This is a genomic window from Streptomyces sp. SDr-06 (assembly GCF_003324565.1).
Taxonomy (GTDB): domain Bacteria; phylum Actinomycetota; class Actinomycetes; order Streptomycetales; family Streptomycetaceae; genus Streptomyces.
In genome coordinates this window covers 288,325-310,577 of record NZ_QOLA01000001.1, presented here as the reverse complement: position 1 = coordinate 310,577, position 22,253 = coordinate 288,325, and the positions used below count along the sequence as shown (strand labels likewise).

At 71.5% G+C, this 22,253-nt stretch carries 24 protein-coding genes, 1 tRNA gene and 1 pseudogene; 14 read left to right on the top strand and 12 right to left on the bottom strand.

Going from position 1 to position 22,253, the window contains the following annotated elements:
- Positions 1 to 45: 45 nt before the first annotated feature.
- The 3 genes from DT019_RS01385 (at position 46) to DT019_RS01375 (ending at position 1,613) form a co-directional block, all read left to right on the top strand.
- Positions 46 to 678: a hypothetical protein gene (locus DT019_RS01385; RefSeq protein ID WP_114034685.1), complete on the top strand. Its 633-nt coding sequence runs from the start codon at positions 46 to 48 to the stop codon at positions 676 to 678.
- Entirely contained in the window at positions 675 to 1,226 is a 552-nt protein-coding gene (locus tag DT019_RS40075; RefSeq protein WP_223279246.1) for a hypothetical protein, read from the top strand. The genes DT019_RS01385 and DT019_RS40075 overlap by 4 nt, the downstream gene beginning before the upstream one ends.
- A gap of 99 nt (positions 1,227 to 1,325) precedes the next feature.
- Entirely contained in the window at positions 1,326 to 1,613 is a 288-nt protein-coding gene (locus DT019_RS01375) for a hypothetical protein (protein WP_114034684.1), read from the top strand.
- 122 nt (positions 1,614 to 1,735) lie between these two features.
- Here DT019_RS01375 and DT019_RS01370 read toward each other — a convergent pair whose 3' ends face one another.
- Positions 1,736 to 2,233, bottom strand: a complete 498-nt coding sequence (locus tag DT019_RS01370; protein WP_114034683.1) for an NUDIX hydrolase — start codon at positions 2,231 to 2,233, stop codon at positions 1,736 to 1,738.
- Between the two features lie 212 nt (positions 2,234 to 2,445).
- Here DT019_RS01370 and DT019_RS01365 point away from each other — a divergent pair, with 212 nt between their 5' ends.
- The 3 genes from DT019_RS01365 to DT019_RS01355 all read left to right on the top strand — a co-directional run bounded on the left by DT019_RS01365 (position 2,446) and on the right by DT019_RS01355 (position 6,075).
- Positions 2,446 to 2,817, top strand: coding sequence for a hypothetical protein (locus tag DT019_RS01365; protein WP_114034682.1), 372 nt, complete (start codon positions 2,446 to 2,448; stop codon positions 2,815 to 2,817).
- A 604-nt stretch (positions 2,818 to 3,421) separates the two neighbouring features.
- On the top strand, positions 3,422 to 4,897 hold the full coding sequence (locus tag DT019_RS01360; RefSeq protein ID WP_114034681.1) for a condensation domain-containing protein: 1,476 nt from the start codon (positions 3,422 to 3,424) through the stop codon (positions 4,895 to 4,897).
- A 194-nt stretch (positions 4,898 to 5,091) separates the two neighbouring features.
- Positions 5,092 to 6,075 (top strand): alpha/beta hydrolase, encoded by a 984-nt coding sequence (locus DT019_RS01355; RefSeq protein ID WP_114034680.1) that lies wholly within the window; start codon positions 5,092 to 5,094, stop codon positions 6,073 to 6,075.
- A gap of 69 nt (positions 6,076 to 6,144) precedes the next feature.
- Here the strand turns inward: DT019_RS01355 and DT019_RS39300 are convergent, their stop codons facing one another.
- Positions 6,145 to 6,291 carry a hypothetical protein gene (locus DT019_RS39300; protein WP_189389027.1) on the bottom strand — a complete coding sequence of 49 codons (147 nt, stop codon included), beginning with the start codon at positions 6,289 to 6,291 and terminating at the stop codon, positions 6,145 to 6,147.
- Positions 6,292 to 6,947: 656 nt separating this feature from the next.
- On the opposite strand from DT019_RS39300, the gene DT019_RS01350 reads away from it, so the two are divergent.
- The gene (locus tag DT019_RS01350) at positions 6,948 to 8,015 is read left to right on the top strand and encodes a cytochrome P450 (RefSeq protein WP_114034679.1); all 1,068 of its coding nucleotides are present in this window, start codon (positions 6,948 to 6,950) and stop codon (positions 8,013 to 8,015) included.
- Complete coding sequence (locus DT019_RS01345) at positions 8,008 to 9,207, top strand: cytochrome P450 family protein (RefSeq protein WP_189389024.1); 1,200 nt, start codon at positions 8,008 to 8,010, stop codon at positions 9,205 to 9,207. Before DT019_RS01350 ends, DT019_RS01345 begins: the two co-directional genes overlap by 8 nt.
- Before the next feature lie 31 nt (positions 9,208 to 9,238).
- Here DT019_RS01345 and DT019_RS01340 read toward each other — a convergent pair whose 3' ends face one another.
- From DT019_RS01340 to DT019_RS01315, 6 genes and pseudogenes are all read right to left on the bottom strand, one after another.
- Positions 9,239 to 9,874, bottom strand: a complete 636-nt coding sequence (locus DT019_RS01340; protein ID WP_114034677.1) for a hypothetical protein — start codon at positions 9,872 to 9,874, stop codon at positions 9,239 to 9,241.
- Between the two features lie 131 nt (positions 9,875 to 10,005).
- Positions 10,006 to 10,455 (bottom strand): annotated as a pseudogene (locus DT019_RS01335) (FtsW/RodA/SpoVE family cell cycle protein); the annotation flags it as partial.
- 259 nt (positions 10,456 to 10,714) lie between these two features.
- The gene (locus tag DT019_RS01330) at positions 10,715 to 12,073 is read right to left on the bottom strand and encodes a cytochrome P450 (RefSeq protein ID WP_189389022.1); all 1,359 of its coding nucleotides are present in this window, start codon (positions 12,071 to 12,073) and stop codon (positions 10,715 to 10,717) included.
- Between the two features lie 234 nt (positions 12,074 to 12,307).
- The gene (locus DT019_RS01325; RefSeq protein WP_147267247.1) at positions 12,308 to 12,751 is read right to left on the bottom strand and encodes a hypothetical protein; all 444 of its coding nucleotides are present in this window, start codon (positions 12,749 to 12,751) and stop codon (positions 12,308 to 12,310) included.
- Between the two features lie 127 nt (positions 12,752 to 12,878).
- Complete coding sequence (locus DT019_RS01320; protein WP_114034674.1) at positions 12,879 to 14,429, bottom strand: MFS transporter; 1,551 nt, start codon at positions 14,427 to 14,429, stop codon at positions 12,879 to 12,881.
- A 333-nt stretch (positions 14,430 to 14,762) separates the two neighbouring features.
- Positions 14,763 to 15,575, bottom strand: coding sequence for a class I SAM-dependent methyltransferase (locus DT019_RS01315; RefSeq protein ID WP_114034673.1), 813 nt, complete (start codon positions 15,573 to 15,575; stop codon positions 14,763 to 14,765).
- 289 nt (positions 15,576 to 15,864) lie between these two features.
- Here DT019_RS01315 and DT019_RS01310 point away from each other — a divergent pair, with 289 nt between their 5' ends.
- The 4 genes from DT019_RS01310 to DT019_RS01295 all read left to right on the top strand — a co-directional run bounded on the left by DT019_RS01310 (position 15,865) and on the right by DT019_RS01295 (position 17,659).
- Entirely contained in the window at positions 15,865 to 16,080 is a 216-nt protein-coding gene (locus DT019_RS01310; protein ID WP_114034672.1) for a hypothetical protein, read from the top strand.
- Positions 16,081 to 16,295: 215 nt separating this feature from the next.
- Positions 16,296 to 16,862 carry a cysteine hydrolase family protein gene (locus DT019_RS01305; protein WP_114034671.1) on the top strand — a complete coding sequence of 189 codons (567 nt, stop codon included), beginning with the start codon at positions 16,296 to 16,298 and terminating at the stop codon, positions 16,860 to 16,862.
- An 83-nt stretch (positions 16,863 to 16,945) separates the two neighbouring features.
- Positions 16,946 to 17,022, top strand: a tRNA-Trp gene (locus DT019_RS01300).
- Positions 17,023 to 17,104: 82 nt separating this feature from the next.
- Positions 17,105 to 17,659 carry a hypothetical protein gene (locus DT019_RS01295; protein ID WP_114034670.1) on the top strand — a complete coding sequence of 185 codons (555 nt, stop codon included), beginning with the start codon at positions 17,105 to 17,107 and terminating at the stop codon, positions 17,657 to 17,659.
- Between the two features lie 26 nt (positions 17,660 to 17,685).
- On the opposite strand, the gene DT019_RS01290 is transcribed toward DT019_RS01295, so the two are convergent.
- The 3 genes from DT019_RS01290 to DT019_RS01280 form a co-directional block, all read right to left on the bottom strand.
- Positions 17,686 to 18,681, bottom strand: a complete 996-nt coding sequence (locus tag DT019_RS01290) for an FAD binding domain-containing protein (protein WP_114034669.1) — start codon at positions 18,679 to 18,681, stop codon at positions 17,686 to 17,688.
- Positions 18,678 to 19,169 carry a (2Fe-2S)-binding protein gene (locus DT019_RS01285; protein ID WP_223279244.1) on the bottom strand — a complete coding sequence of 164 codons (492 nt, stop codon included), beginning with the start codon at positions 19,167 to 19,169 and terminating at the stop codon, positions 18,678 to 18,680. The genes DT019_RS01290 and DT019_RS01285 overlap by 4 nt, the downstream gene beginning before the upstream one ends.
- Before the next feature lie 209 nt (positions 19,170 to 19,378).
- Positions 19,379 to 20,086: an SDR family NAD(P)-dependent oxidoreductase gene (locus tag DT019_RS01280; RefSeq protein WP_114034667.1), complete on the bottom strand. Its 708-nt coding sequence runs from the start codon at positions 20,084 to 20,086 to the stop codon at positions 19,379 to 19,381.
- Positions 20,087 to 20,189: 103 nt separating this feature from the next.
- Between DT019_RS01280 and DT019_RS01275 the strand changes: the two genes are divergently transcribed.
- Positions 20,190 to 21,020: a helix-turn-helix transcriptional regulator gene (locus DT019_RS01275; protein WP_114034666.1), complete on the top strand. Its 831-nt coding sequence runs from the start codon at positions 20,190 to 20,192 to the stop codon at positions 21,018 to 21,020.
- 19 nt (positions 21,021 to 21,039) lie between these two features.
- Here DT019_RS01275 and DT019_RS01270 read toward each other — a convergent pair whose 3' ends face one another.
- The gene (locus DT019_RS01270) at positions 21,040 to 21,471 is read right to left on the bottom strand and encodes a nuclear transport factor 2 family protein (protein WP_114034665.1); all 432 of its coding nucleotides are present in this window, start codon (positions 21,469 to 21,471) and stop codon (positions 21,040 to 21,042) included.
- Positions 21,472 to 21,560: 89 nt separating this feature from the next.
- Between DT019_RS01270 and DT019_RS01265 the strand changes: the two genes are divergently transcribed.
- Positions 21,561 to 22,130, top strand: coding sequence for a PadR family transcriptional regulator (locus DT019_RS01265; protein ID WP_114034664.1), 570 nt, complete (start codon positions 21,561 to 21,563; stop codon positions 22,128 to 22,130).
- Positions 22,131 to 22,253 lie beyond the last annotated feature (123 nt).

The following is a 22,253-nucleotide window of genomic DNA, read 5'->3' as shown; positions in this document are numbered from 1 at the left end:
AGGACGGCCCGTGGTGCGGGCCGTTCACCGACGGGAAGGCAGGCCATGTCCAGTGGTGTCCTCATCATCCTCATAGCCGTCGCGGTGATCGTGGTCGTGGCGGCGGTTCTCGGAACGGTCCTCGCCCGGCGGGGCAGCGGGCTGCGCCGCCGCTTCGGGCCGGAGTACGACCGGACCGTCGCCCAGCACGACGGCGACGTCAAAGCCGCCGAGAAGGACCTGGACGAGCGGGTCCGGCGGTACGGAAACCTGAAGGTCGAGCCTCCTACGCCCGAGGAGCGCAGTCGCTACTCCGTCCAATGGGCCCGCGTGCAGGAGGAGTTCGTCGACTCGCCCACCCGCGCGGTCGCCCACGCCGAGGCGTTGCTCGGCCGGCTCGCGCAGGAGCGCGGCTTCCCGGACGGCTCCGCGGAGGAGCAGCTGGCCGCCCTCTCGGTGCACCATCCCCAGCACCTCGACGGCTACCGCCGCATACGTGGCGTGGCGCACGGCGCGAACGGGCATGAGCCCAGCACGGAAGAGCTGCGGGAAACCCTCGTGCAGGCCCACGAGTTCTTCGCGGTGCTGACCGGGGAACGCCGAGGAGGCAAGTCCGGGGGCACGGAGCCCCGAAGCGGCCGGCACGCGTTCCGCGGCGGCATGCGGCACGGCGACATCGCGCGAGGGAGTCAGTCATGACCCAGGCGGAGCGACCCCAGTCCGGGCAGCCCGTACCCGATCAGCCCCTGGCCGACCGGTCCGCAGCCCAGCAGCCCCTGACCGAGCAGCCCCGGCCCGACCGGCCCCTGACGGGTCGCCCCGGGTCCGAAGGGCGCGTACCGGAGCAGGGTGTGCCCGTCCGGCCCCTGGCTGAGCGGCCCGCCGCAGCTCAGGGTGTGTCCATCGACCTCGGGTCGGACCGGCCCGACTCCGGCCGGCCCGCACGGGAGGCCGTGCCCGAGGGCGACGCGGAGGCCGACAGGGTGCTGGCGCAGCAGGACCGGGAGAAGTTGCAGCTCAGGATCCAGCACGCGGTCGGCGGCTTCGTGGACGAGCCTCGTTCCGCCGTGAAGGAGGCCGCCTCGGTGGTCGACGCCCTCACCGAGCAGCTCGTGCGGAGCCTCGAACAGCGGCGGGACACGATGCGCTCGTCCTGGAAGGACGCGTCCGGCGGGACGGCCACGGAGGACCTGCGCATGGCGCTGCGTGAGTACCGCCGCCTCGCGGAGCGTCTGCTCAGCCTATGACCCCCGACACCCCCCGGCTTCGGACGGGCGCGCCCCCGCACCACCAGAAGGTTCCACGGTCCAGACACTCAACGCACCAGTAGAGGCAAGGAGTTGGACATGTCCAGGCGCTATGGCGGCAATCCCGCGGCGACCGGCATCCTCATCATCGCGGACGTGACGGCACTGATCCTGATCCTGTGGATCGCCTTCTTCCTCATGAACGCCAACACGGCCAACGACGTCGTGTCGTGGGTCCGGCACGCGGCGGACTGGCTCTCGGGCTGGTCGCGCGACATGTTCAACATCAGGTCCGACGCGTGGCGCACGGTGGTCAACTACGGGCTGCCCGCCGTCGTCTACCTGCTGATCGGTCACGCGGTGGCGGGCCGGGTGAACCGTCCCTGACACGGGAGCACCCCCAAGGAGCTGAAGGACCTCAGGCACTGAGGAAGCTCGACGAGGGCCGGGAAGGCCCTGGGGGTCCGGGAGGGCCGGGAGTTCTGGGTGGTCCAGAGTTCCCGGCCCTTTCAGTGGGTCAGGGTGCGGTAACGGGCGTATGCGTCCCGGCTGTCCGAGACGAACTTCCAGCTCGCCATCGCCGTCCCCAGCTCGTCCTGGGTCAGCCAGCCGTGCCAGGCGACTTCGGCCGCGTCCGGCACGACCTCCGCCTCCGCCACCACGGTCTCGTACACCGCGAACCAGTACGGGCTGAGCTCGCCGTCGCACAGGAACGTGAAGAGGGGCCGCACCTCGGCCGCCGCGACCCCGAGCTCCTCGCGCAGTTCCCGGCGTGCCGCGTCCTCGTAGGATTCGCCCACGTTCACCGCTCCGGCCACCAGCCAGCTGTACTCGCCGGGGAACCGTGAGCTGTGCTCGGGGCGCCGGTGCACCAGATAGCGGCCGCTCGCATCGCGGCACAACACCATGGCCATGCGGTACAGCCACTTCTGCCGCACCGCTTCGGCGCGCTCGACGACGCCCAGGACGCGATCGTGCTCGTCGACCCGCTCCACCTGTTCACCCATGCGCCGATCCTCTCCTACGGGGCGCGAGGTGCATGGAGCGGCCCCACATGGGCGGCCCCACATGGGGCGGCCGCACATGGGGCGGCCCCACGTGAGTGCCTGCCCCGGCTCACTCGTTCGGCAAGGCCGGCTGGCCGTCCCGCCGGGGGTGCCGAAGAGTGGATCAAGAGTGGGGTGACCTCTCCATGCCGTCCATCCGATGAGGAGCGTTCATGCGCCGTTGTGCCACCGTCGCCGCGATCGCCCTGTGCGGCGCTCTCGCCGCCAGTACCGCAGCCCCTGCCTTCGCCGCCGATCAGCCGCCCACCGTGTCCGCCCCGGTGGCGCCGCCCGCGCCGGCGGACGGCCGGGTCGGTGACGACCTCAAGACCGAGCTGGCCCAGATGATGAAGGAGATCAACCAGCTCATCGCGGACGAGAAGAAGGACGTCGCGGACACGAAGAAGGAAGTGGACACGGACGTCGCCACCATCAAGAAGGAGGTGGAGGCGATGCTGAAGGAGATCGCCTCCACGGTCAAGAGTGACGTGGCGCAGGCCAAGCCGACGACCCCGACGACGCCGACGGTGCCGAAGACCGGCTGACTCCCGCCGCCTTCCTCCGCCCCCCACCGCGCGAGGGGAGCAAGGCGCTTGGGCGCGTGGTCAGTTCGCCGTCGTAGGGGGCCCTCGGCGGCGGGGGAGCGGCGGGGCGCGTCCGGGGCGTGATGGCGCGCGGGGTGGCGCACGCGACTCGATGGGGTGGATTTGCGTGCCCGAGAGCGCTCATCGCGCGTTGGTCACCGCATGACCGTATTTCCTGAGCTGCGGTACGCGGCTGCCGCCTTCCCGCCCCGATCGGCTCCGCGAACGGCGCGCCCCTCCCCGGGCGTTGGCCCCATCGCGCAACGGGGACGGGGGCGCGAACGGGATGAACTCCGTGTACAGGCAGGGGGGTTCACGGGCCCCCTGAAGAGCGTCCGCTCCGGCGGAACGGCCCTTGACCGGTTCGCTGCGGCACGCCCGCCCCGGGACAGGCCCCGGGAACACGCGGACGTACGTGCCCGCCCGCATCGCGCCCTCTGCCCGGCGGGTTCCCCGGAGGCGGCCCGGAGGACCGGCCCGCGCGGGCGTGCCCCCGCGGCGGATCCGGCCCCCTCGGCCTGCTGCCCGCCCGCGCTCCCCGACAGCTTGTGAAGGGAAGACTCCCGTGCGAATTACCGACATTCACGGCTGCGAGGTCCGTCCCGGACGGCTGGTCGAGTGGAGTCTTGACCCCGCCATGGTCGAGGCGGCCACAAGCCAGCCCGATGACTCCCGGCCTCCCGCCTATGTGCAGGAATCACACATCCGGACGGCCCGTTCGGTGCGCCGGGACGGCCTGTTCGTGCCGACCTGGCTCGGCGCCGCGTTCGACATCTCCGGGCCCGTCGACCTCGACGCCCTGGAAGAGGCGCTGCGTACCTGGACGCTGCGGCACGAGACGCTGCGCAGCGGTTTCCGCTGGGTCGGTGACGAGATGCGCCGGTTCACGGCCGCGCCCGACGCCGTGGCACTGCGACGGGACGTCGTGGGCGACTTCGCGGACGGGGAGGAGCTGAGCCACCATCTCCAGGACCGTTTCGATGTGGCGGCGGATGCTCTCGGCTGGCCGAACTTCCTGTACACGGCGGTGGCCAGGGACGAGTCCACCAGTGTGTACATGGCGTTCGACCACAGCAACGTCGACGCGTACTCGATCCAGCGCATCCCCTCCGAGATCCACGCGCTCTACTCCGCGCGGATCGCGGGGCTGAGCGAGGAGGCGGCGCCGGTCGGCAGCTATGTCGACTTCTGCGAGATCGAGCGCGCCAGCGCGGACCAGGTCGACGACACGCACGCGATCGTTGCGCGCTGGCGGGAGTTCATCACCCGCTGCGACGGCAGGCTGCCCGCCTTCCCGGTGGACCTGGGCCTCGAACCCGGCGGCAGGCTGCCGGAGCAGAAGCTCCTGTACGAGATGCTGGTGGACGACGCCGACGCCGCCACGTTCTCCGCGTACTGCCGGCCGTTCGGCGGCGGCCAGGTGGGCATCCTGGCGGCGACCAGCCTCATCGTGCACGACATCGGCGGCGAACCCGTCTACCGCACCGTGGTGCCCCTCCACACCCGGGCCAAGTCACGCTGGGCGGACTCGGTGGGCTGGTACGTCGGCGGTGCGCCGATCGAGATCCCGGTGGCGCGGGCGCTGGGCTTCGACGACGCCCTCACGATGGTCCACGGCGCGCTGCGGGCCAACAAGTCCCTCGCCCATCTGCCGATCGCCCGCGTGCTGCGTCTGCTCGGCTCGGACTTCCGCCCGACGTCCCCCGATCTCTACTCGATCGTGTCGTTCGTCGACGCACGGGACATCCCGGGGGCCCGGCAGTGGGACGAGCAGAAGGCGTACGCCATGCTCAGGGTCTCCTACGGGGACCAGGTGTGTGCCTGGTTCACCCGCCTGCACGGGGGGCTGCACCTGGCCATCCGCTACCCGGACACGGCGATCGCACACAAGAACATCCATCGCTATGTGGAACAGCTGCGGGAGCTGATCACCACGGTCGCTCGCAGCGGCCGCGTGCGGCCCACCCCGCTGCGCGCACCCGGGGAGCGCGCGGTTCCGGCGCCCAGGCCGAGCAGCGAAACGACCCGGCTGACCCTCTGAGTCCCGGCCGCAGTGGCGACGGCCCCCCTGTGGAGTGGCGCTCCGTGGGTTCGGTCCACACGTGGTGAACCCACGGTTGGGCCGGGAGCGCCTCTCGCGCGCACAGCGGTGTGGCTGGTAAACCGTTGGAGCCGTCGGACACCGGACGGCTCGGTGGTGCCAACAGAGCCTGGGGCTCACACAAAGGGGTCGGGATGCGTCGCGTACCGGTCGTCACACTCGTCACGTTCCTGCTCGCGGTCCTCGCCAGTACCCTCGCGGGCGGCACCGGCCATGCGCAGGACCGGCCCGTACGGGCCGACGACGGAGCGCGGGTCGTCGCCGAACGGCATGTCGGCCCCCGTCAGCTGGATCTCACCATCGACTCCCCGGCCCTGGGCACGACCGCGCACGTGCGCCTGCTCACCCCGGACGGCTGGTCGCCCGGCCGGCACGACTGGCCTACGCTGTGGCTGCTGCACGGCTGCTGCGGAGGCTACGCCGACTGGACGAAGTACACGGACGTCGCCCAACTCCCGCAATTGCGCCATGTGTTGGTCGTGATGCCGGAGGCCGGGGCGGCGGGCTGGTACAGCAACTGGTGGAATTACGGCAAGGGCGGCGCGCCCCGCTGGGAGACCTTCCACCTCGGCGAGGTCAAGCAGATCGTCGAGCGCGGCTACGGCGCGGGCGGACGGCGCGTCGCGGCGGGCCTGTCGATGGGAGGCTTCGGCGCCCTCTCGTACGCCGCCCACCACCCCGGCCTCTTCCGGGCCGTCGCCTCCTACAGCGGAACCGTGCACCCGCTGCTCCAGGTGCCCGGCGGGTTCGGGCCCCAGTGGTTCCTGAACCTCGACCGGCAGGTGGGCGTCGATCCGTATGCCATCTGGGGCGATCCGGTGCGTCAGCGCTCGGTGTGGGCCGCGCACGACCCCACCGTCCAGGCCGACTCGCTGCGCGGGCTGCCGATCTTCCTGTCCTGCGGGAACGGCAAGGCCGACCCGTTCGACCCGCCCGGCGCCAAGGATCCGAGCGAGGCCTTCTTCGAGCAGCAGAACCGGGCCCTCGCCGCCCGCCTGCGTGCCCTCGGCAGCCCGGCCGTGACCGATTTCTACGGCCCCGGCATCCATGAATGGCCCTACTGGCAGCGCGAGTTGGCCAGGTCCCTGCCGATGCTGCTGTCCGCATTGCGCGCCTGACGCCGATCCAGGCGCCGAGGCAGGCCTCCTGCGGCTCTGCGGGCGGGCGGCAGCCGGGAGCCCGCCCGCTCACAGCAGGAAGAGTACGAGGACGACCAGGGCGAGCACGGCCCAGGCGAGGACGCCGAGCCGGCTGCCGCGCCCCCTGCGGCGGCCCTGGTTCCACTCCGGTTGTGCCCTGAGGTCAAGGAGGCGCTCGCGGCGCTCGACGCGCACGGCCCGCTCCTCGCGGGTCAGCGGGCAACCGGGCGGCGGGGCGCTCCCCGGGGCCAGGTTTCCCCGGCAGGGGAAGGGCCGGGACGAGCAGACCGGGCAGCGCACGGGGCGTCCTCACTCGTTGGTACTCGTGGGTCTCGAAGCCGGAGCGGCCTTCAGCCTACCTGTGGATTCCCTTGCTAGCAGGGCCGCACAGGCGTCGAAAGGTATATCCGGGCACGCCCCCATGACCGTTCGGGCAGCGTTTTCCGAATCACCACAATGAATGTTTGCGAGAGGTTCCCCAGGGGCTCCAAGGTTCATTCGGGCAAAGAAATGCGCAGCCATTGACAACGCTCGTCGCGGCCAGCTTCACTTCCCCTCAGCGGTCGGCGATGGCCATTTCGTTACCCCCAGGTGACGGAATTGCCGCGCCCGGTACCGCAGTTCACATTCGGATATGCATGAGAGGAAGGGATCCATCATGGCGAAGATTATTGCCGCCCTGCGCGCCCGTGGTCCGGTCAAGAAGAGCGAGCCCAGCCTGAAGCAGGCCGCCTGGTACTTCTGGTACTAAGCCGAAGGCCAATCCCGGGCCCGCACACAACGCAGGCCGACTGAATTCCGGTCAGCTGCGTGTGCGGGCCCTCCGCATTTCATTTTCCGGAGCTCTCCGTATGCCACCCGCCTTGACCCGCCCCCGTCGCACCACGGTATTCGCCCCGCGCCTCCAGGCCTTGCTGGACGAGCACCTCGGCAAGGACCTCGTACGCCTCGAACCCGACACCATCGGCATCGCCGGTGCGGAACTCTCCGACCGCGTCCTGGGCGCGAGGCGGGCGACGGAGACCGAGCGCCCCACCTTCAAGCCCCTGCACGGCCGGTCGATCTCCAAGACGGAGGCGTCCTCGGTGATGCGCACGGTCGGCAAGGACGTCCGCGCCGCGCTCGAACAGCCGAACCCGCTGCCGGAGTCGACGGACCTGTCGGGGCCGTGGCCGATCACGGGGCACCGGTTCCTGAGCGGCCTGGTCCTGCGCGACGACCCGTACCGGCTGCGCGTCCTCATGTCGCGCACGCTGGAGATCGACCCCCGGCTCACCTGGACCACCATCGTGGCCGGGGCGGCGCTGCCCCGCCGGCCCGCGCCGGGGCCCCATCTCACGCACCTGGCCAACCTGTTCGCCGAGGCGCGCAGCTACGACGACCGGCGCTACGCGATGGGCATCTACCGCCGCGCGGCCGCCCCGGTCTGCTTCACCGTCTCCACCCTCGTCGCGAACGCCCTGTGGCTCGGCTCGCCGTTCGCCGACGACGTCTCCAACCGGGACATCCTGTACGAGGCGATGCGGCTGCTCCCTCCGTCCTGGAACCTCCTGCGCAACCGGTCGCCCGAATACCCCGCCCTCGACGACCGCATCGGGCCCGAGGACGACCTCCTCATGCTGCCGCTCCTCACCCACCGCGACCCCGCCCTGTGGGAGGCCCCGAACGAGTTCCGCCCGCAGCGGTGGGAGGGCCTCGACCCGGACAACACCCCCGGATACATGCCGTTCGGGCACGTCTCGGAACGGTGCTGGGGCCGCCACATGGTCATGCCGCTCGCCGAACTCCTCCTCGACCACATCCGCCGCACCGGCCTCGTGGTCGCCCCGGGGCAGCGGTCCGCCGACGTACCCCTGGTGGGGCTCCTGGGTGTGAAGACCGTCCATGTCGGCCACCGGAGCAAGGTGCGCCATGTCTGACATCGAGACACTCGATCCGTCCTTCTACGATGACGCCCACGCCACCTACCGGCAGTGGCGCGAAAAGGGCGGGGTGCGCCAGGCCCGGTACCCGGGTCCGGCCCCGGTCGAGGGCTGGGTCGTCACCTCCTACGCCGAGGCGAAGCGGCTGCTGGCCGACCGGCGGCTCGCCAAGGGCGGGGCGGTGGAGAGGTTCGGCCGCCACGTAGGCCTCACCCAGGGCCCCGGCCGTGCCCTGTTCACCCACATGCTCAACTCCGATCCGCCGGACCACACCCGGCTGCGCAAGCTCGTCCAGAAGGCGTTCACCGCCCACCGCACGGCAGCCCTGCGCCCCATGATCGAAGCCCATGTGACCGGGTTGCTCGACGCGTGGGAGGGCCGGGACGAGGCCGAGCTGATCAGCGAGTTCGCGCTGCCGTTGCCGCTGGCCGTGATGTTCGACCTCTTCGGCGCGTCCGACGCCGACCACGAGGCGTTGCGGATCCGGGGCAACACGCTCGACGGCGGCCAGGGCGACGGCGAGGTGTCGGTGTTCACGGCCGAGTCCATGGCCGCCTACCTTCGCGCGCTGCTCGTCCTCAAACGCGAACGGCCCGACGACGGTCTGCTGTCCGCGCTGCTCCGGGCGGACGAGGAGGGCGAGGAGGCGCTGACCGAGGACGAGATCACCTCGATGGCCTTCCTCCTGGTCGTCGCGGGCCACCAGACCACGGTCAACCTGATCGCCAACGGTATCTACACCCTGCTTGCCCATCCCGATCAACTCGCCGCGCTGCGGGCCGACCTGACGCTCCTGCCGGGTGCCGTCGAGGAGATCCTGCGCTACGAATCCCCCTCGGGCCTCGCGTCGTTGCGCTACGCCGCCGAACCCGTCATGGCCGGGGGCGCGGCCATCGGGGAGGGCGAGTTCGTACAGGTCTCGCTGCTCGGTGCCAACCGCGATCCCCGGGTGTTCGCCGACCCCGACCGGTTCGACATCGGCCGGCAGGACGCCACCCGGCACCTCGCCTTCGGCCACGGCATCCACCACTGCCTGGGTGCTCCGCTGGCCCGCCTCCAGGCCGAGATCGCCTTCAGGCACCTCTTGACCCGCCACCCCGGGCTGCGGCTGAGCGAGGACCACGAGGCGCGGTGGCAGGCCAACCCCCGCCATCGCGGCCTGCTCTCCCTGCCCCTGCGGCTGAAGTAGCCGCAGGGGCAGGGCTACTGGCGGCGGCCCGTCACTGCTTCGCCGCGCAGATCACGTCGTAGGGCCGGCCGAGGGCCATGGTCAGGCGCATGGGCTCGGTGGTTCCCGCCGGGCACTGCGACGTCTCCTTGGTGAGGTCGAGCACCTTGTACGCCCCCGCGCCCGCCGAGGCGCAGGGGACTTCCTTCGCCGTGGACGTGACGCAGTCGCCCTTGACCAACTGGCCGCCGCCGGCGCCGGGATCGCCTGGGTGGCTGGCGGAGAGGTTGCGTCCGCAGATCGTCTTGGAGGGGATGCCGCCGCCCTTGCTCTTCTTGCCGTAACTGACGCTCACCTGGACGATGAGGTCGGTGCCGGCCGGACACTGGATGGCGTCCGGCATGAAACTGGCGCCCTGCACGTCAAGGGCCTTGAAGGTGGCGCCCGACGCGTCACAGGCGAGCGGCTTGTAGCCGTTCGGCGCGTCGTCGGGGTCGGGCCCTCCACAGTCACCCACCTTCCACCCCCCGCTGTCGTGCGAAGCGGATGTGGACGAGCTGTCGTGGCCGAAGAGCTTGGACGCGCCGAAGCCGAGACCCAGGATCACCGCGAGAATCACCAGGGCGGGGAGGCATCCCCCTTTCTTGCGGCGCTGGTTGGGCGGGTACGTGCTGCCCGGGTCGACCATGCTGTTTCCCCTCCTGGGAACGGTGTGTGACGTGACCACAGGGGTGGACGCGGCATGGACACCTCATGGTTCCGGGCGGTACGGGCCTGGTCGTCCGCCTCCGAAGGCGTCCTGGACCAGCGGGAGTGCGGGGGCGGCACCGGCTCGCGGCGCCGCTGGGCGCTGTCGCTGATGCGGAAGAGGGCGACCATCAGCCAGTTGGCCACCAGGGAGGAGCCGCCCTTCGCGAGGAACGGCAGCGCCTTTCCGGTGAGGGAAATCAGCCCCGTGCCGCCCCCCGTGACGACGAACACCTGGAGCACCAGGGCGCCGGCCATTGCGGTGGCGAGCAGCTTGCCGAAGGGGCCCAGATCGCCGCGATCGGGCCGAGCCGGCGGCCGGGCGGCAGCCGCATGCCGAGGACGCGCCGCCCGGACAGGACCGGCGCATCGCGGTTGACCGCGAGGTAGCCCGCGAAGAACCCCGCGATCATGATCTTCACGAACTCGCCGGGCTGCACGGACAGCGGGCCCAGCATGATCCACCCGCTTGGCGCCGAACTGGTCGGCGCCGAAGAACGCGGGGGCCAGCAGGAGCGCCAGGCCTCGGTGCGCCGTCTGTCGGGCGCCTGGGCGAAGGTGGCGAACGACAGCGTGTGCCTGAAGACGTCCTCGGGCGACTCGGGCCGTGACCGGGCGGCGCTCGTCGGTGCCTGCACGTAAGACCTTCACGCTCAAGAGCCCGAGGCCCAGGATCCCTCGCCACCGTTCGTGGTGATCACGCGCTGAAGGACGGCGAGGGGTGGGGGGCGGTTCCGATTCCGGTTCGCGGCCGAGCCGGTGGGGCTGGTGGGCGCGGGGTTCAGCCGTCGGCCGACGTGCCGCGGGGCCGGCAGGTCATGGTCAGGGGGCCGGGGCCGAGGGTGCCCCGGACCTGGACGGTCATGGTGCTGCCGGGGTCGGGGTGCAGGGACCAGCGGGAGCAGACCGTGGCCAGGGCCAGCGTCATCTCGATGAGGGCGAACTGGTCGCCGATGCACTTGCGGTTTCCGCCGCCGAAGGGGACCAGCGCGCCCCGGGGCAGCGTGTCGGCGCTCTGGGTGGCCCAGCGGTCGGGGTCGAACCGATCCGGGTCCGGGAACAGCTCGGGACGGTGGTGGAGGAGGTAGGCGCTGTAGAGGAGAGCGGTGCCCTTCGGGAGGTGGCTCCCGGCGAGGGTGGTGTCGGCGGTGGTGACGCGGGTGAAGAACCAGCCCGCCGGATACAGGCGCAGGACCTCGTTGATGACACGGCGGGTGTACTGCAGGCCGTCGAGGTCGCCGGTGGTGGCGGTGCGTCCGGCCAGCGTCCGGTCGACCTCGGCGTGCACCTGTGCCTCGGCCTCCGGGTGCTGGCTGAGCAGCCACAGGGCGAACGCCAGACTGTTGGCGGTCGTTTCGAACCCGGCACCGATCATGACCATGAGCTGGTCCCGGATGTCCACGTCGCTCATCGGCTCGCCGGTGTCGTCGTCGTGCGCGGCCAGCAGCATGGAGACCAGGTCGTCGCCGCCCGGTGCCGCGCGGCGGTCGGCGACGATGCCGTCGATGGCCCGGTGCAGCCGGTCGCAGGCGCGGCGGTAGCGGCGATTGGCCGGGGTGGGCAGCCGGTACAGCGGGCCCAGGGGCAGCATCACCCGCTGGTAGATGCCGTCGATGACGGTGTGCAGGCTCTGCTGGACCTCGGCGACGGCCTCGTCCTGGGCTTCGGCGGCGAGCACGCTGCGGGTGACGATGCGCAGGGTCAGGGTGGTCAGCGCGGCGGTGACGTCCAGGCGCAGGCCGGGCCGCCAGCGGCCGGTCATGCGGTCGACCTCCTCGCCCATCACCACGGCGTACCGCTCGATCCGGTCGCTCTGGAAGGCGGGCTGCATCTGGCGGCGCTGCCAGCGGTGCTCCTGCCAGCCGGCCATCGGCAGGCTGCTGCCGAAGAGCACCCGGGCCTTGTCGAAGAAGGGCCCGCCCTTGTCGAAGGTACGCGAGTCGGTGAGCATGCGGTGGGCCGCGCCGGGCTCACAGACCACGTACGCCGGCCAGGGACCCATTCCGATGCGTACGAGGTCCCCGTGGGCGGGGAGCGAGGACAGGAACTCCAAGGGGCGTGCGTGGAGTTGCCAGGCGTGACCGAGCAGCGGCCAGGCTCCTGGGGCCTTTCCCGTACGCGCGGGAAGCGTCGTGCTCACGGCGGGATACCTCCGGAAGGAAATCGGCCGAGGGTGGGGCTCTCGTCGTCCCCGGATCCCGAATATCCTCCCCACCCCGCAGGCGCGGAACCCGGCGCGAAGCAGCACGGGCGGCGCGGTACCGCGCTCTCCGGCGCCCCGGTGTGCATCCAGGCGGGGGTTGAAGTGCCGTTCTGTGTAAGCGAGTTGGGACAGCGGTGACCCGGCCGTCCCGTCCGCCGCGATTCGGGTGGCCTAGCCCATCGGCAGACAGATCACCTGGGCGCGGAAGGCGCGGTCGACGGGGCCGGTGTTGGTCATGGTGACGTGCCACGCGTCGCCGAGTGCGTGCGAGGCCACCACGGAGAGACCGCTGGAGTCACCGCCCCGGTACTGGAAGCCGCCACCGGTGACCGCCGTGCCGGCGGGGCAGCCGGCGACGGCGGTCTCGGAGGCGCCGGGCGTGACCGTCATCTGGGGGCTGAGGAAGATGCGGGGGCCCTTCGCCGTCCCGGCCGCTCCCGCCGGTCCCCGCACGGGTTCCGGGCGGCTGGGGCAGGACGCGGCGGCGCCGGTGTGCGCACACTGTCCGTCACCCCCGCCAGGGGTGTGGGCCGAGGCTCCGGGGGCCGTCAGCACCCCGATGCCTACGAGCGCGGCGGCGGCCACGGCCCGGCGAGCGGTCCTGCGAGCGTTCATGGTGTTCTCCTCCAGACGAGCGGTCCACGATTACTGTCCGTGACTACTCGTCACCCTGCCTCAGTCCATGAGGAGCCGCCATCTGAAGGCCTCCGGGCGCCTGACCGAAGCTGCCGGGGGCAGGGGTTCAATGGCCGGGGGTGGGCCGGGCGCCCTGAAGACGTTCGAGGTCGGAGGGGCGCACCTGGATCGCCAGCAGCGCGATCAGCGCGGCCACCACCGCGAAGATGGCGGCCACGATGAAGGCCGTGGACACTCCGGACGTGAGGACCTGATCGCTCCAGGGCCGCGGAAGCTGCCCCGTCCGCCGGAACATCTGACGCTGCGCCGGGTCGGCCTGGCCCAGGAACCTGGGTATCTGGTCGGTCGCCTCGTTCCGGCTGGCCGTGCCGAACACCGTCACCAGGATGGACAGGCCGAGCGAACCACCCACCTGCTGCGTGGCGTTGAGCATGCCGGACGCAGCACCGGCCTCGTGCGGGGGGACGCCGGAGACGGCCATGAGGGTCAGCGAGACGAAGTTCATGCCCATGCCCAGACCGAAGACGAGGATCGGGCCCAGGATGCTTCCCGCATAGGTGGAGTGGATGTCCGTCTGGGTGAGCCACGCCAGCCCGCCCGCGGCCAGGATCGCGCCCGTCACCATGAAGGGCTTGGGGCCGTAGCGCGGCAGCAGCTGCGAGGCCAGGCCCGCGCCGACCGCGATGATCGCGCTCACCGGAAGGAAGGCGAGCCCGGCCCGGAGCGGGGTGAAGCCGAGCACGTCCTGGACGAACAGGGTGAGGAAGAAGAACATGCCGAAGATGGCGGCGGCGAGGCTCAGCATGATGCCGTACGTGCCCGCGCGGTTGCGGTCGGCGAACATGTGCAGCGGGGTGATCGGCTGCCGCGAGCGGCGCTCCACCAGGACGAAGACGGAGAGGAACACGACCGCGGCGGCGAACGACCCCAGCGTGAACGGGTCGCGCCAGCCCTCCTGGGCAGCTCGGATGAAGCCGTAGACCAGCGCGACCATGCCGAGCGTGGACGTCAGTGCCCCGGCGAGGTCGAAGTGGCCGGAATGGCGCTCCGACTCCTGGATATGGCGCGGGGTGGCCAGCAGGATGAGCACGGCGATGGGCACGTTGACGAACAACACCCAGCGCCAGTCGAGCCATTCGACGAGCATGCCGCCCGCGAGCAGGCCGATCGCGCCGCCGCCCGCGGAGACGGCGGCGAAGACACCGAACGCCCGGTTGCGTTCAAGTCCTTCGGTGAACGTCGTGGTGATCAGGGCCAGCGCCGTGGGCGAGGCGATCGCGCCGCCGACGCCCTGGACCGCGCGGGCCGCGAGCAACTGGCCGGAGTTCTGCGACAGGCCGCCGAGCAGGGAGGCGAGCGCGAAGAGGAACACGCCGCACATGAAGACCCGGCGCCTGCCGAGGATGTCGCCGGTCCGGCCACCCAACAGGAGCAGCCCGCCGAAGGTCAGGGTATAGGCGCTGACCACCCAGGCCAGGCCGGTGGTCGAGAAGCGCAGTGCGCTCTGGATGTGCGGAAGGGCGATGTTCACGATGGTGACGTCGAGCACCACCATCAACTGGCACGAGGCGATGACCAGGAGCGCGATCCCCTTGCCGCCGCCTCTGCTGCCCGGGGCTGCGGTCTCGGTCGTGGGTGTCGGCTGCGAACTCGTCATGGCGGACCTTGCCCTCGCGTGAGGGACAGTGGGCGTTGACGTCCACTAATCGACCTTATGCCCTGGTATGAGCCGCTACCAGTCGATCAAGGCTCGCCTCGGCGAGCGGTACGGCCGCGCCACCTGAATGACCCGGACGGCCGGTCGGGACGCGGGCCCGCGGTGAGCGGCGCCGCGCCCAGCAGCGCGGGGCTTTTCCCGCGCCACCGCGCCACCCGGTCGTGGGACGAGGGGAACGCCGACCATGTACCCGACGCGCCCCCCGTGGGCCCGCGTGGTGGACATCGGCTCCGCTCCCGCCGGTCGCTGAGCCGTTACGTCAGGGAGCGGCGGTCAGCGCCGGGCGTGGGCGAGCAGGGCGGTGTGGGGGAGGGTCAACTGGCCCGTGGAGTCGGCGAATTCGGTGCTGAGGAGGTCGAAGTGGCGCTTGATCTCCGCCACAGTGTGATGCGGCTGGCTCGCCAGGGTCTGCCCGATGGCGCCGACCCCGGCCGCCGCGCCACCCCACCATTCCTCGGCCGGTGTGCGGTGGTCCCAGTGGAGCCGCTCGCAGACCACGTCCTTGAGGCCCACCGACGTGATCAGGTCGGCCAGTCCCCTTTCGGTGCGGGGGAAGTCGTCGCCGGGGGCCAGGGCCGGAACGTGGGACGGCCGGACCGCGCCCGCGGCCTCCACGGCCCGGGCCAACAGGGTCTGCCCCGCCGCCGCGGGCGCGGCCCAGATCGTGACGGCGAGCCGGCCGCCCGGGCGCACCACGCGGCGCAGCTCGGCCAGTGCGGCTTGGGGGCGGCCCACGTGGTTGAGGACGAAGTTGCCCGTCACCGCGTCGAACATGCCGTCGGAGAAGGGGAGTTGAGGCAGAGCGGCCAAGTGCATCTCGGCCGCCGGGACGGCCCGGGCGGCCAGCTCGACCATGCTGATCTCGGCATCGACCCCGGTCACCGCCGCGCCGCGCTCACATGCCGCGGCGGCGGCCGCGCCCGTGCCGGTCCCCACATCCAGTACCCGCACACCCTGTCTGACCCGGGCGGCGTCGAGCAGCCGGGGAACCGGGTGGGCGCACAACGTGGCGAAGCCGTCCGCGTACGCCTGGGCCCGCCCCGCCCAGATCCGCCGCTCGCTCGCGTCGAAAGCCGTGAACTCCACCGGTGACCGCCTCTCTCCCCATCCCGCCGCGACAGCTGTGGGTGGCGCGGCCTCCGTGCGGCGCGCCCCTTCGGACGCGCGTCCTGGCACCCTACGCACCCCGGTGCTTGGCGAGTTGAACAGTTCGCGTGCCCGCGAACCGACGGGGGTTCATCGGTTATGGTGCACCACCATGTCGCGCCGTCCGATCTCTCGGTAGGATCGCCGAAGGGGGCGCTCATTACCGAGGTTCCTCCCCATCATGTGGCTCCCACGGGCACTGCCGTGGTCAACGGAGGAGCGAACAGTCGTGGTCACGCTCTATGTGTTCGTCGGCCTGCTCGTCGCGGCGGCGGTGTTCCTGATCGTCAAGCTGCTGCGGCGCGGAAACACCCCGACCGAGACCGCGGACGGCCTCCTCATCGAGCAGCAGAGCCGGATGCGGGCCCACGGCGACCGGACCTCCTTCGGCACCTTCGCGGTCCACAACGCCCCGCCGACGATGACCGACCACTACCGCAGCTGACCACCTGTCAGCTGCCGTGCCGGATCGGTCCCGGAGATCCCACCGGTACTGGTCGGCGCGTCCGCCCTCCTCGGCAACGGCGGCGAGGTGGCCCGTCCGTCGCGGGTCTCGCGGAGTGCCTCCCTTCCGCCTCACCTCAACCCTGTTGATTTACTGGGTGACTTGGCGGCGCTTCCGGTGGGGGAGCGGTCCGAGGAAGGGACGGGACGGTAGGTATGGGGAACAGCGCCCTGCTCGTGATGGATGTCCAGCGGGACATCGTGGAGTTGGCCGACCAGGAGGGCTCGGGGTATCTGCCCGGCGTTCGCCGGGCGATCGACGGGGCCCGTGCGGCGGGCCTGCCCGTGATCTACGTGGTCATCGCATTGCGGCCGGGACAGCCCGACGTGAGCCCGCGCAACAAGGTGGTCACGGCCGCGGTGGAGGCAGGGCTCTTCAGCGAAGACGCGACCGGCACGGAGGTCCACCCGGCCATCGCGCCCGAGCCGGGCGACATCGTGGTGACGAAGCGGCGCGGAAGCGCGTTCTCGGGCAGCGACCTCGACCTGGTCCTGAGGGTGCGCGGCATCGACCACCTCGTGCTCTGCGGCATCGCCACCAGCGGGGTGGTGCTGCACACGCTGTGCCAGGCCAACGACCTGGACTTCGGTCGCACCGTCCTGAGCGACGCCTGCCTCGACCTGGACCCCGAGGTGCACCGGTTCCTCATCGGGAACCTGTTTCCGCAGTGGGCGGACGTGCTCACCGTGGACGACTGGGTCCAGGCGATCACACCCCGGTAGGCGAGGAGAGGGACCCTCTTGGGAGGGGCCGGGAAAAGTGGTGGAGAACGGTGAGCCATACGTGGCAGGGTGACGCCTGTCGAAGGGGTGTAGCTCAGTTGGCCAGAGCGCCGGTCTCCAAAACCGGATGCCGCAGGTTCGATTCCTGCCACCCCTGCCAGCTGTGGCGGGACGCCCGGGCGGCTCTCCAGCGGTGTCCGGTATGCCGTCGGCCCGCTCAACCCCGCCTTAAGGAACAGTAGTTGACCCCGTACTCCCTGGCGTTCTACGTGGACGTCGTCACCAACGGGACCCTGCTCGGCCTCAGCCCATCGGACTCTCCCGACCGGGTCACCGAGGTGCTGGGCGCCGACTTCGGTGAGAACGACTTCGGCGGCGGGAACATGTGGCGTGACTACGGGCTCGCCGAGTTCTACTGGAGCCGTGCGCGCGCCAGTGACCCCTGGGCGGGGCACCACGTCACCGTGCAGGTACACCGGCTCGCCCACCGCGATCCCGCCTTCCTGAACAAGACGCTCCGTGCCCGGTACGGCCGGTTCACGCCCAGGCTCCGGTTCGAGAAGCTGCGCCGTCTCCTGGAGCGACGCGGCGTGCCCCTGGTGGAGGTTTCCGGATACTCGTGCAACGCCCCCTACTACCGGACGTACTGGCAGCCCGGCGCGCAGGTGGGCATCACGGTCGTCGGCACCTACGGCGAGTACAGCACCCCGGACAACCTGCGGGTCGGCGACGTGTACAGCATCACCTTCCCGATGACGGCCACCGAGGTGGAACGGCGCGGGGCGCGGTCCGCGTAGCCGGGGGCGGTCCGTCCCGGCGCCGTTCAGGTCCCGCGGCCCGCGGTGGCCAGTGAGCCGAGCACCTCCTGGGCCAGGCCCCGGGCGAGCTCCACCTTGTAGCCGTTGTGCCGCAGCGGAACGGCGTGGGCCAGCTCCGCCTCCACCGCCTGCTCGACGGCCTCGGGGCCCGGTTTGGTGCCCAGCAGCGCGGCCTCGGTCTCGCGGGCCCGCCACGGCCGGTGTGCCAGGCCGCCGAACGCGACGGCGATGTGCCGCACCACCCCGTGGTCCAGCCGCACCACGGCGGCGACCGACGCCAGCGCGAAGGTGTACGACGCCCGGTCGCGCGCCTTGCGGTAACGGGAGACGGTGCCCGCCGCAACCGGGGGCAGCAGTACGCCCGTGACGAGCTCGCCGGGCCGGATCACCGTGTCCTGCTCGGGCCGGTCCTGCGGCAGCCGGTGGAACTCGGTCACCGGGACGCTCCGCGCTCCGCCGGGGCCCACCAGCTCGACCAGGGCGTCGAGTGCCGCCAGCGCCACGGCCAGGTCGGAGGGGTGGGTCGCCACGCAGTGGGGGGAGTGGCCGAGGATCGCGTGCTCGCGGTTGACGCCCTCCAGCGCACCGCAGCCGCTGCCGGGAACCCGCTTGTTGCAGGGCCTGGACAGGTCCTGGAAGTAGCCGCACCGCGTGCGCTGGAGGAGGTTGCCCGCCGTGGTCGCCATGTTGCGCAGCTGACCCGAGGCCCCGCTCAGCAGCGCCTGTGCCAGCACGGGGTAGCGCTCGGCGACGGCCGGATGGGTGGCCAGATCGCTGTTGCGTACCGTGGCCCCGACCCGTATCGAGCCGTCCGCCTCCTCCTCGATGCGGTCGAAGGGCAGCCGGGTGATGTCGACGAGCACGTCGGGCCGTTCGACGCCGGTCCGCATCAGGTCCACGAGGTTGGTGCCGCCGCCCAGATAGCGGGCTTCGGGACGGCCGCCGTGCGCGGCGGCCGCCTCCGCCACGTTCCGGGCGCACACATAGGCGACCGGCTTCATGTGATCACGTCCTGTGTCTCCGCGGCCCTGCTCGGGTACGCCCCGCACCGGCACAGGTTGCCGCTCAGCTGCTCCCGGATCTCGGCGGCGCTGAGTTGTACCGGGAGGTCCTCGGGGAGTTCCATCTCGGTGACGACGGGGGGCTGGCCCATCCCGGCGCCGGCGGGGGTGTCGGGGGTGCAGTAGCCGCACTGGAAGGCGTCCCGGTCGACGGCGGGCCGCCGCAGGGGATGGAGGTCGCGGTGCGCTCCCGAGGTGGCCGCGAGTCCCTCCACGGTGACGACCTCTCGTCCTTCCTGCGCAACGGCCAGGAGCAGACAGCTGTTGACCCGCCGACCGTCCAGCAGCACCGTGCACGCCCCGCACCGGCCGTCGTCGCACCTCTTCTTCGAACCGGTCAGGCCCAGGCTGTCGCGCAGAACCTCCAGAAGGGTGGTGCAGTGCTCCAGCTCGACGGTGTGGTCGGCGTCGTTGACCCGCAGCGTCACACGTGAGTCGGTCGCACCCGGGCGAGCGGCCTGGGCGCGAGGCCCCGGGCCGCCTTCACTTCGGCCGTGTCTGGTTTCCATGGTTCACGGGCTCCTCGGTCCGGACGGCCAGCAGCCTGACCGCGTACCCACCCTCGTACAGCTCCCTCCCTCCGGCATCTCGACGCGGGCATTGCGACGGCCGCGTCCCGGCGCCCGGCACGGGCGGACTACCAGGGGAGCGGGCCGTTGGCGTCGAAGTAGCCGCCGGTGGGGCCGTCGGGACCGGTCTGGGCCATGCGGACGATGATGTCGGCGCCCTGCTCGACGGTCTGGACGCCGGTGTTGCCGTTCAGATCGGTCCTGGTGAAGCCGGGCTCCACCGCGTTGATCCGCAGGGCCGGGAACGCCTTCGCGTACTGCACGGTGATCATGTTGAGCGCGGTCTTCGACGCCGGGTAGGCGACGCCCGGGTATCCGTACGCCGGTGTGGACGGGTCGGTGACCTGGGTGAGGGAGGCCAGGCCGCTGCTCACGTTCACGATGACGGGGGCGGCCGAACGCCGCAGCAGCGGGAGGAAGGCGTGGGTGACGCGGACGGTGCCGAAGACGTTGGTCTCGAATACCTGCCGCATGTGGTCGGCGGTCGCGTCGGCCGCCCCGACCACGGCGTTCCCGGCCTCCCGGACCTCGATCCCCGCGTTGTTGACGAGGACGTCGAGACCGCCGTCGGCCTCGATGACCGCGACCGCGGCCCGCACCGACGCGTCGTCGGTGACGTCGAGCCGTACGGTCCGCGCGCCGAGCCGCTCGGCGGCGAGCCGGCCGCGTTCCTCGTCGCGGCTGCCGAGGTAGACGGTGTGGCCCGCGGCGACGAGGCGCCGGGCGGTCTCGAAACCGAGACCCTTGTTCGCTCCGGTGATCAGTGTGGTGGTCATGGCTCCATGCTGACGGCGCGCGGCGGGTGGCAGCCAGGAGTCCCCGCTTCCTGGGACTGCCAGTACCAGGACGACGCCCGGGCGACGGTGCACAGTGGGGGGCATGGCGAGCACGGAGTTCGGACGGATGGTGCGGCACTGGCGCGACCGGGTCGCCCCGGAGGCGGCCGGGCTGCCCACCGGCGGGCATCGGCGCGCGGCCGGGCTGCGCCGCGAGGAGCTGGCGATGCTCGCGGGGATCTCGGTCGACTATGTGACCCGGCTGGAACAGGGCCGGGCGGCCAACCCGTCGGAGCAGGTCGTCGAGGCCCTCGGGAGGGCGCTGCGGCTGTCGGCCGCCGAACGCGAGCACCTGTTCCACGCCGCGGGGCTCGTGCCGCCCGGGCAGGGCACGGTGCCCGCGTACATCACGCCGAGCGTGCACCGGATGCTGGACCGGCTGGGCGGCACGCCCGTCGCCGTCTCCGACGCCTCGTGGACGCTGCTGCTCGCCAACCCGCTGTACACGGCGCTGATGGGGGAGCGGCAGGGGCGGGACCGCAACGGCGCGTGGCGCGCCTTCGTCGGCCCGGGCGGCCGGGTCCGCCACTCCTCGCAGTCACGCGCCGCGCTGCAGAGCGCGGTGGTCGCCGACCTGCGTACGGCGCTGCGGCGGTATCCCGCGGACCGGCGGCTTCGGCGGCTGGTGGCCGACCTGCGGGCGCACAGCGACCGGTTCGCCGAGCTGTGGGACGGCGGAGCGGTGGGCCACCACGAGGCGTCCCGCAAGACCGTCGACCACCCCGAGGTGGGGGCCGTGACCCTGGACTGCGACCTGCTGAGCGTCGCGGGCAGCGACCTCCGCATCATGATCTACACGGCCGAACCCGGCAGCCAGGACGCCGAGCGCCTCGAACTCCTCGCGGTCCTGGGCACTCAGACCCTGACCGGATAGCGGGGCCGGGCCGCGCCGGTCAATGGTCGGCGGGCGCGGGGGCGAGTCCGTCGGCCACCAGCCCTGCCAGCACCGCCTGGCCCAGTGCCTGCACGGCGGACTGCGGGCGGACCATCACCGTGAACTCCTTGATCAGGCCCGCGTCGTCGAACTGGAGCAGGTCGATGCCGTGGATCTGCTTGCCGTCCACGGTGGCCCGGAACGGCAGGACCACGGACGGGGCCTCTTCGCCGTCGGTGCTGGTCTCGGCCGTGCCCTCGAACCGCCCGATGTAGCGCAGGTCCTCGAAGACGCGGAGCAGGACTCCGAAGAGCCCGAGCACCATGGGCCTGCCCTCGAACGGGACGAACTTCACCGGGCTGTACAGCCGGACGTCCTCGGTGAACAAGTCCTCGAACGCGGCGAGATCACGCTTCTCCACGGCCTCGCGGAAGCGATCGGCGGTCTCCATGACAACCCCTCCTCATACTCAATAATCTGACTAGTCAATTCCTTGAGTATGATGCAGCGGAGGGCGAGGAAAGGGAAGGGGGAGCCGCGATGGCCCTGCGACATGCCGTGCTCGCCGCGCTGCTCGACGGCGAGTACAGCGGCTACCAACTGGCCAAGGCGTTCGACATCGGCGTCGCGAACTTCTGGCACGCCCTGCCCCAGCAGCTCTACGCCGAGCTCACCAAACTGGAGAAGGACGGGCTCGTCGCCGGGCGCCAGGTGGTCCAGGAGACCCGTCCCAACAAGCGGCTCTTCCGGGTCACCGAGGCGGGCCGCGCCGAGCTGGAGCACTTCGCCGCCACCGCCTCGAAGCCGTCCTTCATCCGCGACGACCTGCTCGTCAAGGTCCAGACCGCCGACCGCATCGGCACCGCCCCGGTGATCGAACAGCTCGAGGAGCGGGCGGCCGCGGCCGATGCCAAGATCGAGCTGCTCGGCGCGCTGCTGCGGCAGTTGAGAGGGGAGGCGAGCGAGGAGGAGTTCCTGCTCCACGGCGAGCGCGTCGGCCCCTATCTGACGTGCCTGCGCGGCCTGGCCTTCGAGCAGGAGCACCGGGACTGGTGCCGGAGGATCGCGGCCGTCCTGAAGAAGAGGCGGACGGTCCACGCCGAGGGCTGAGCGCGCGTACGGCGAGGGATCCGTGTACTCGCGCACATCGGTCCGGGCCCGGCGCGCCGGACCGGCTTGGTTAGGGTGGGCGTGACAGCACATCCACCGCATGAACACCGTGAAACCGGAACA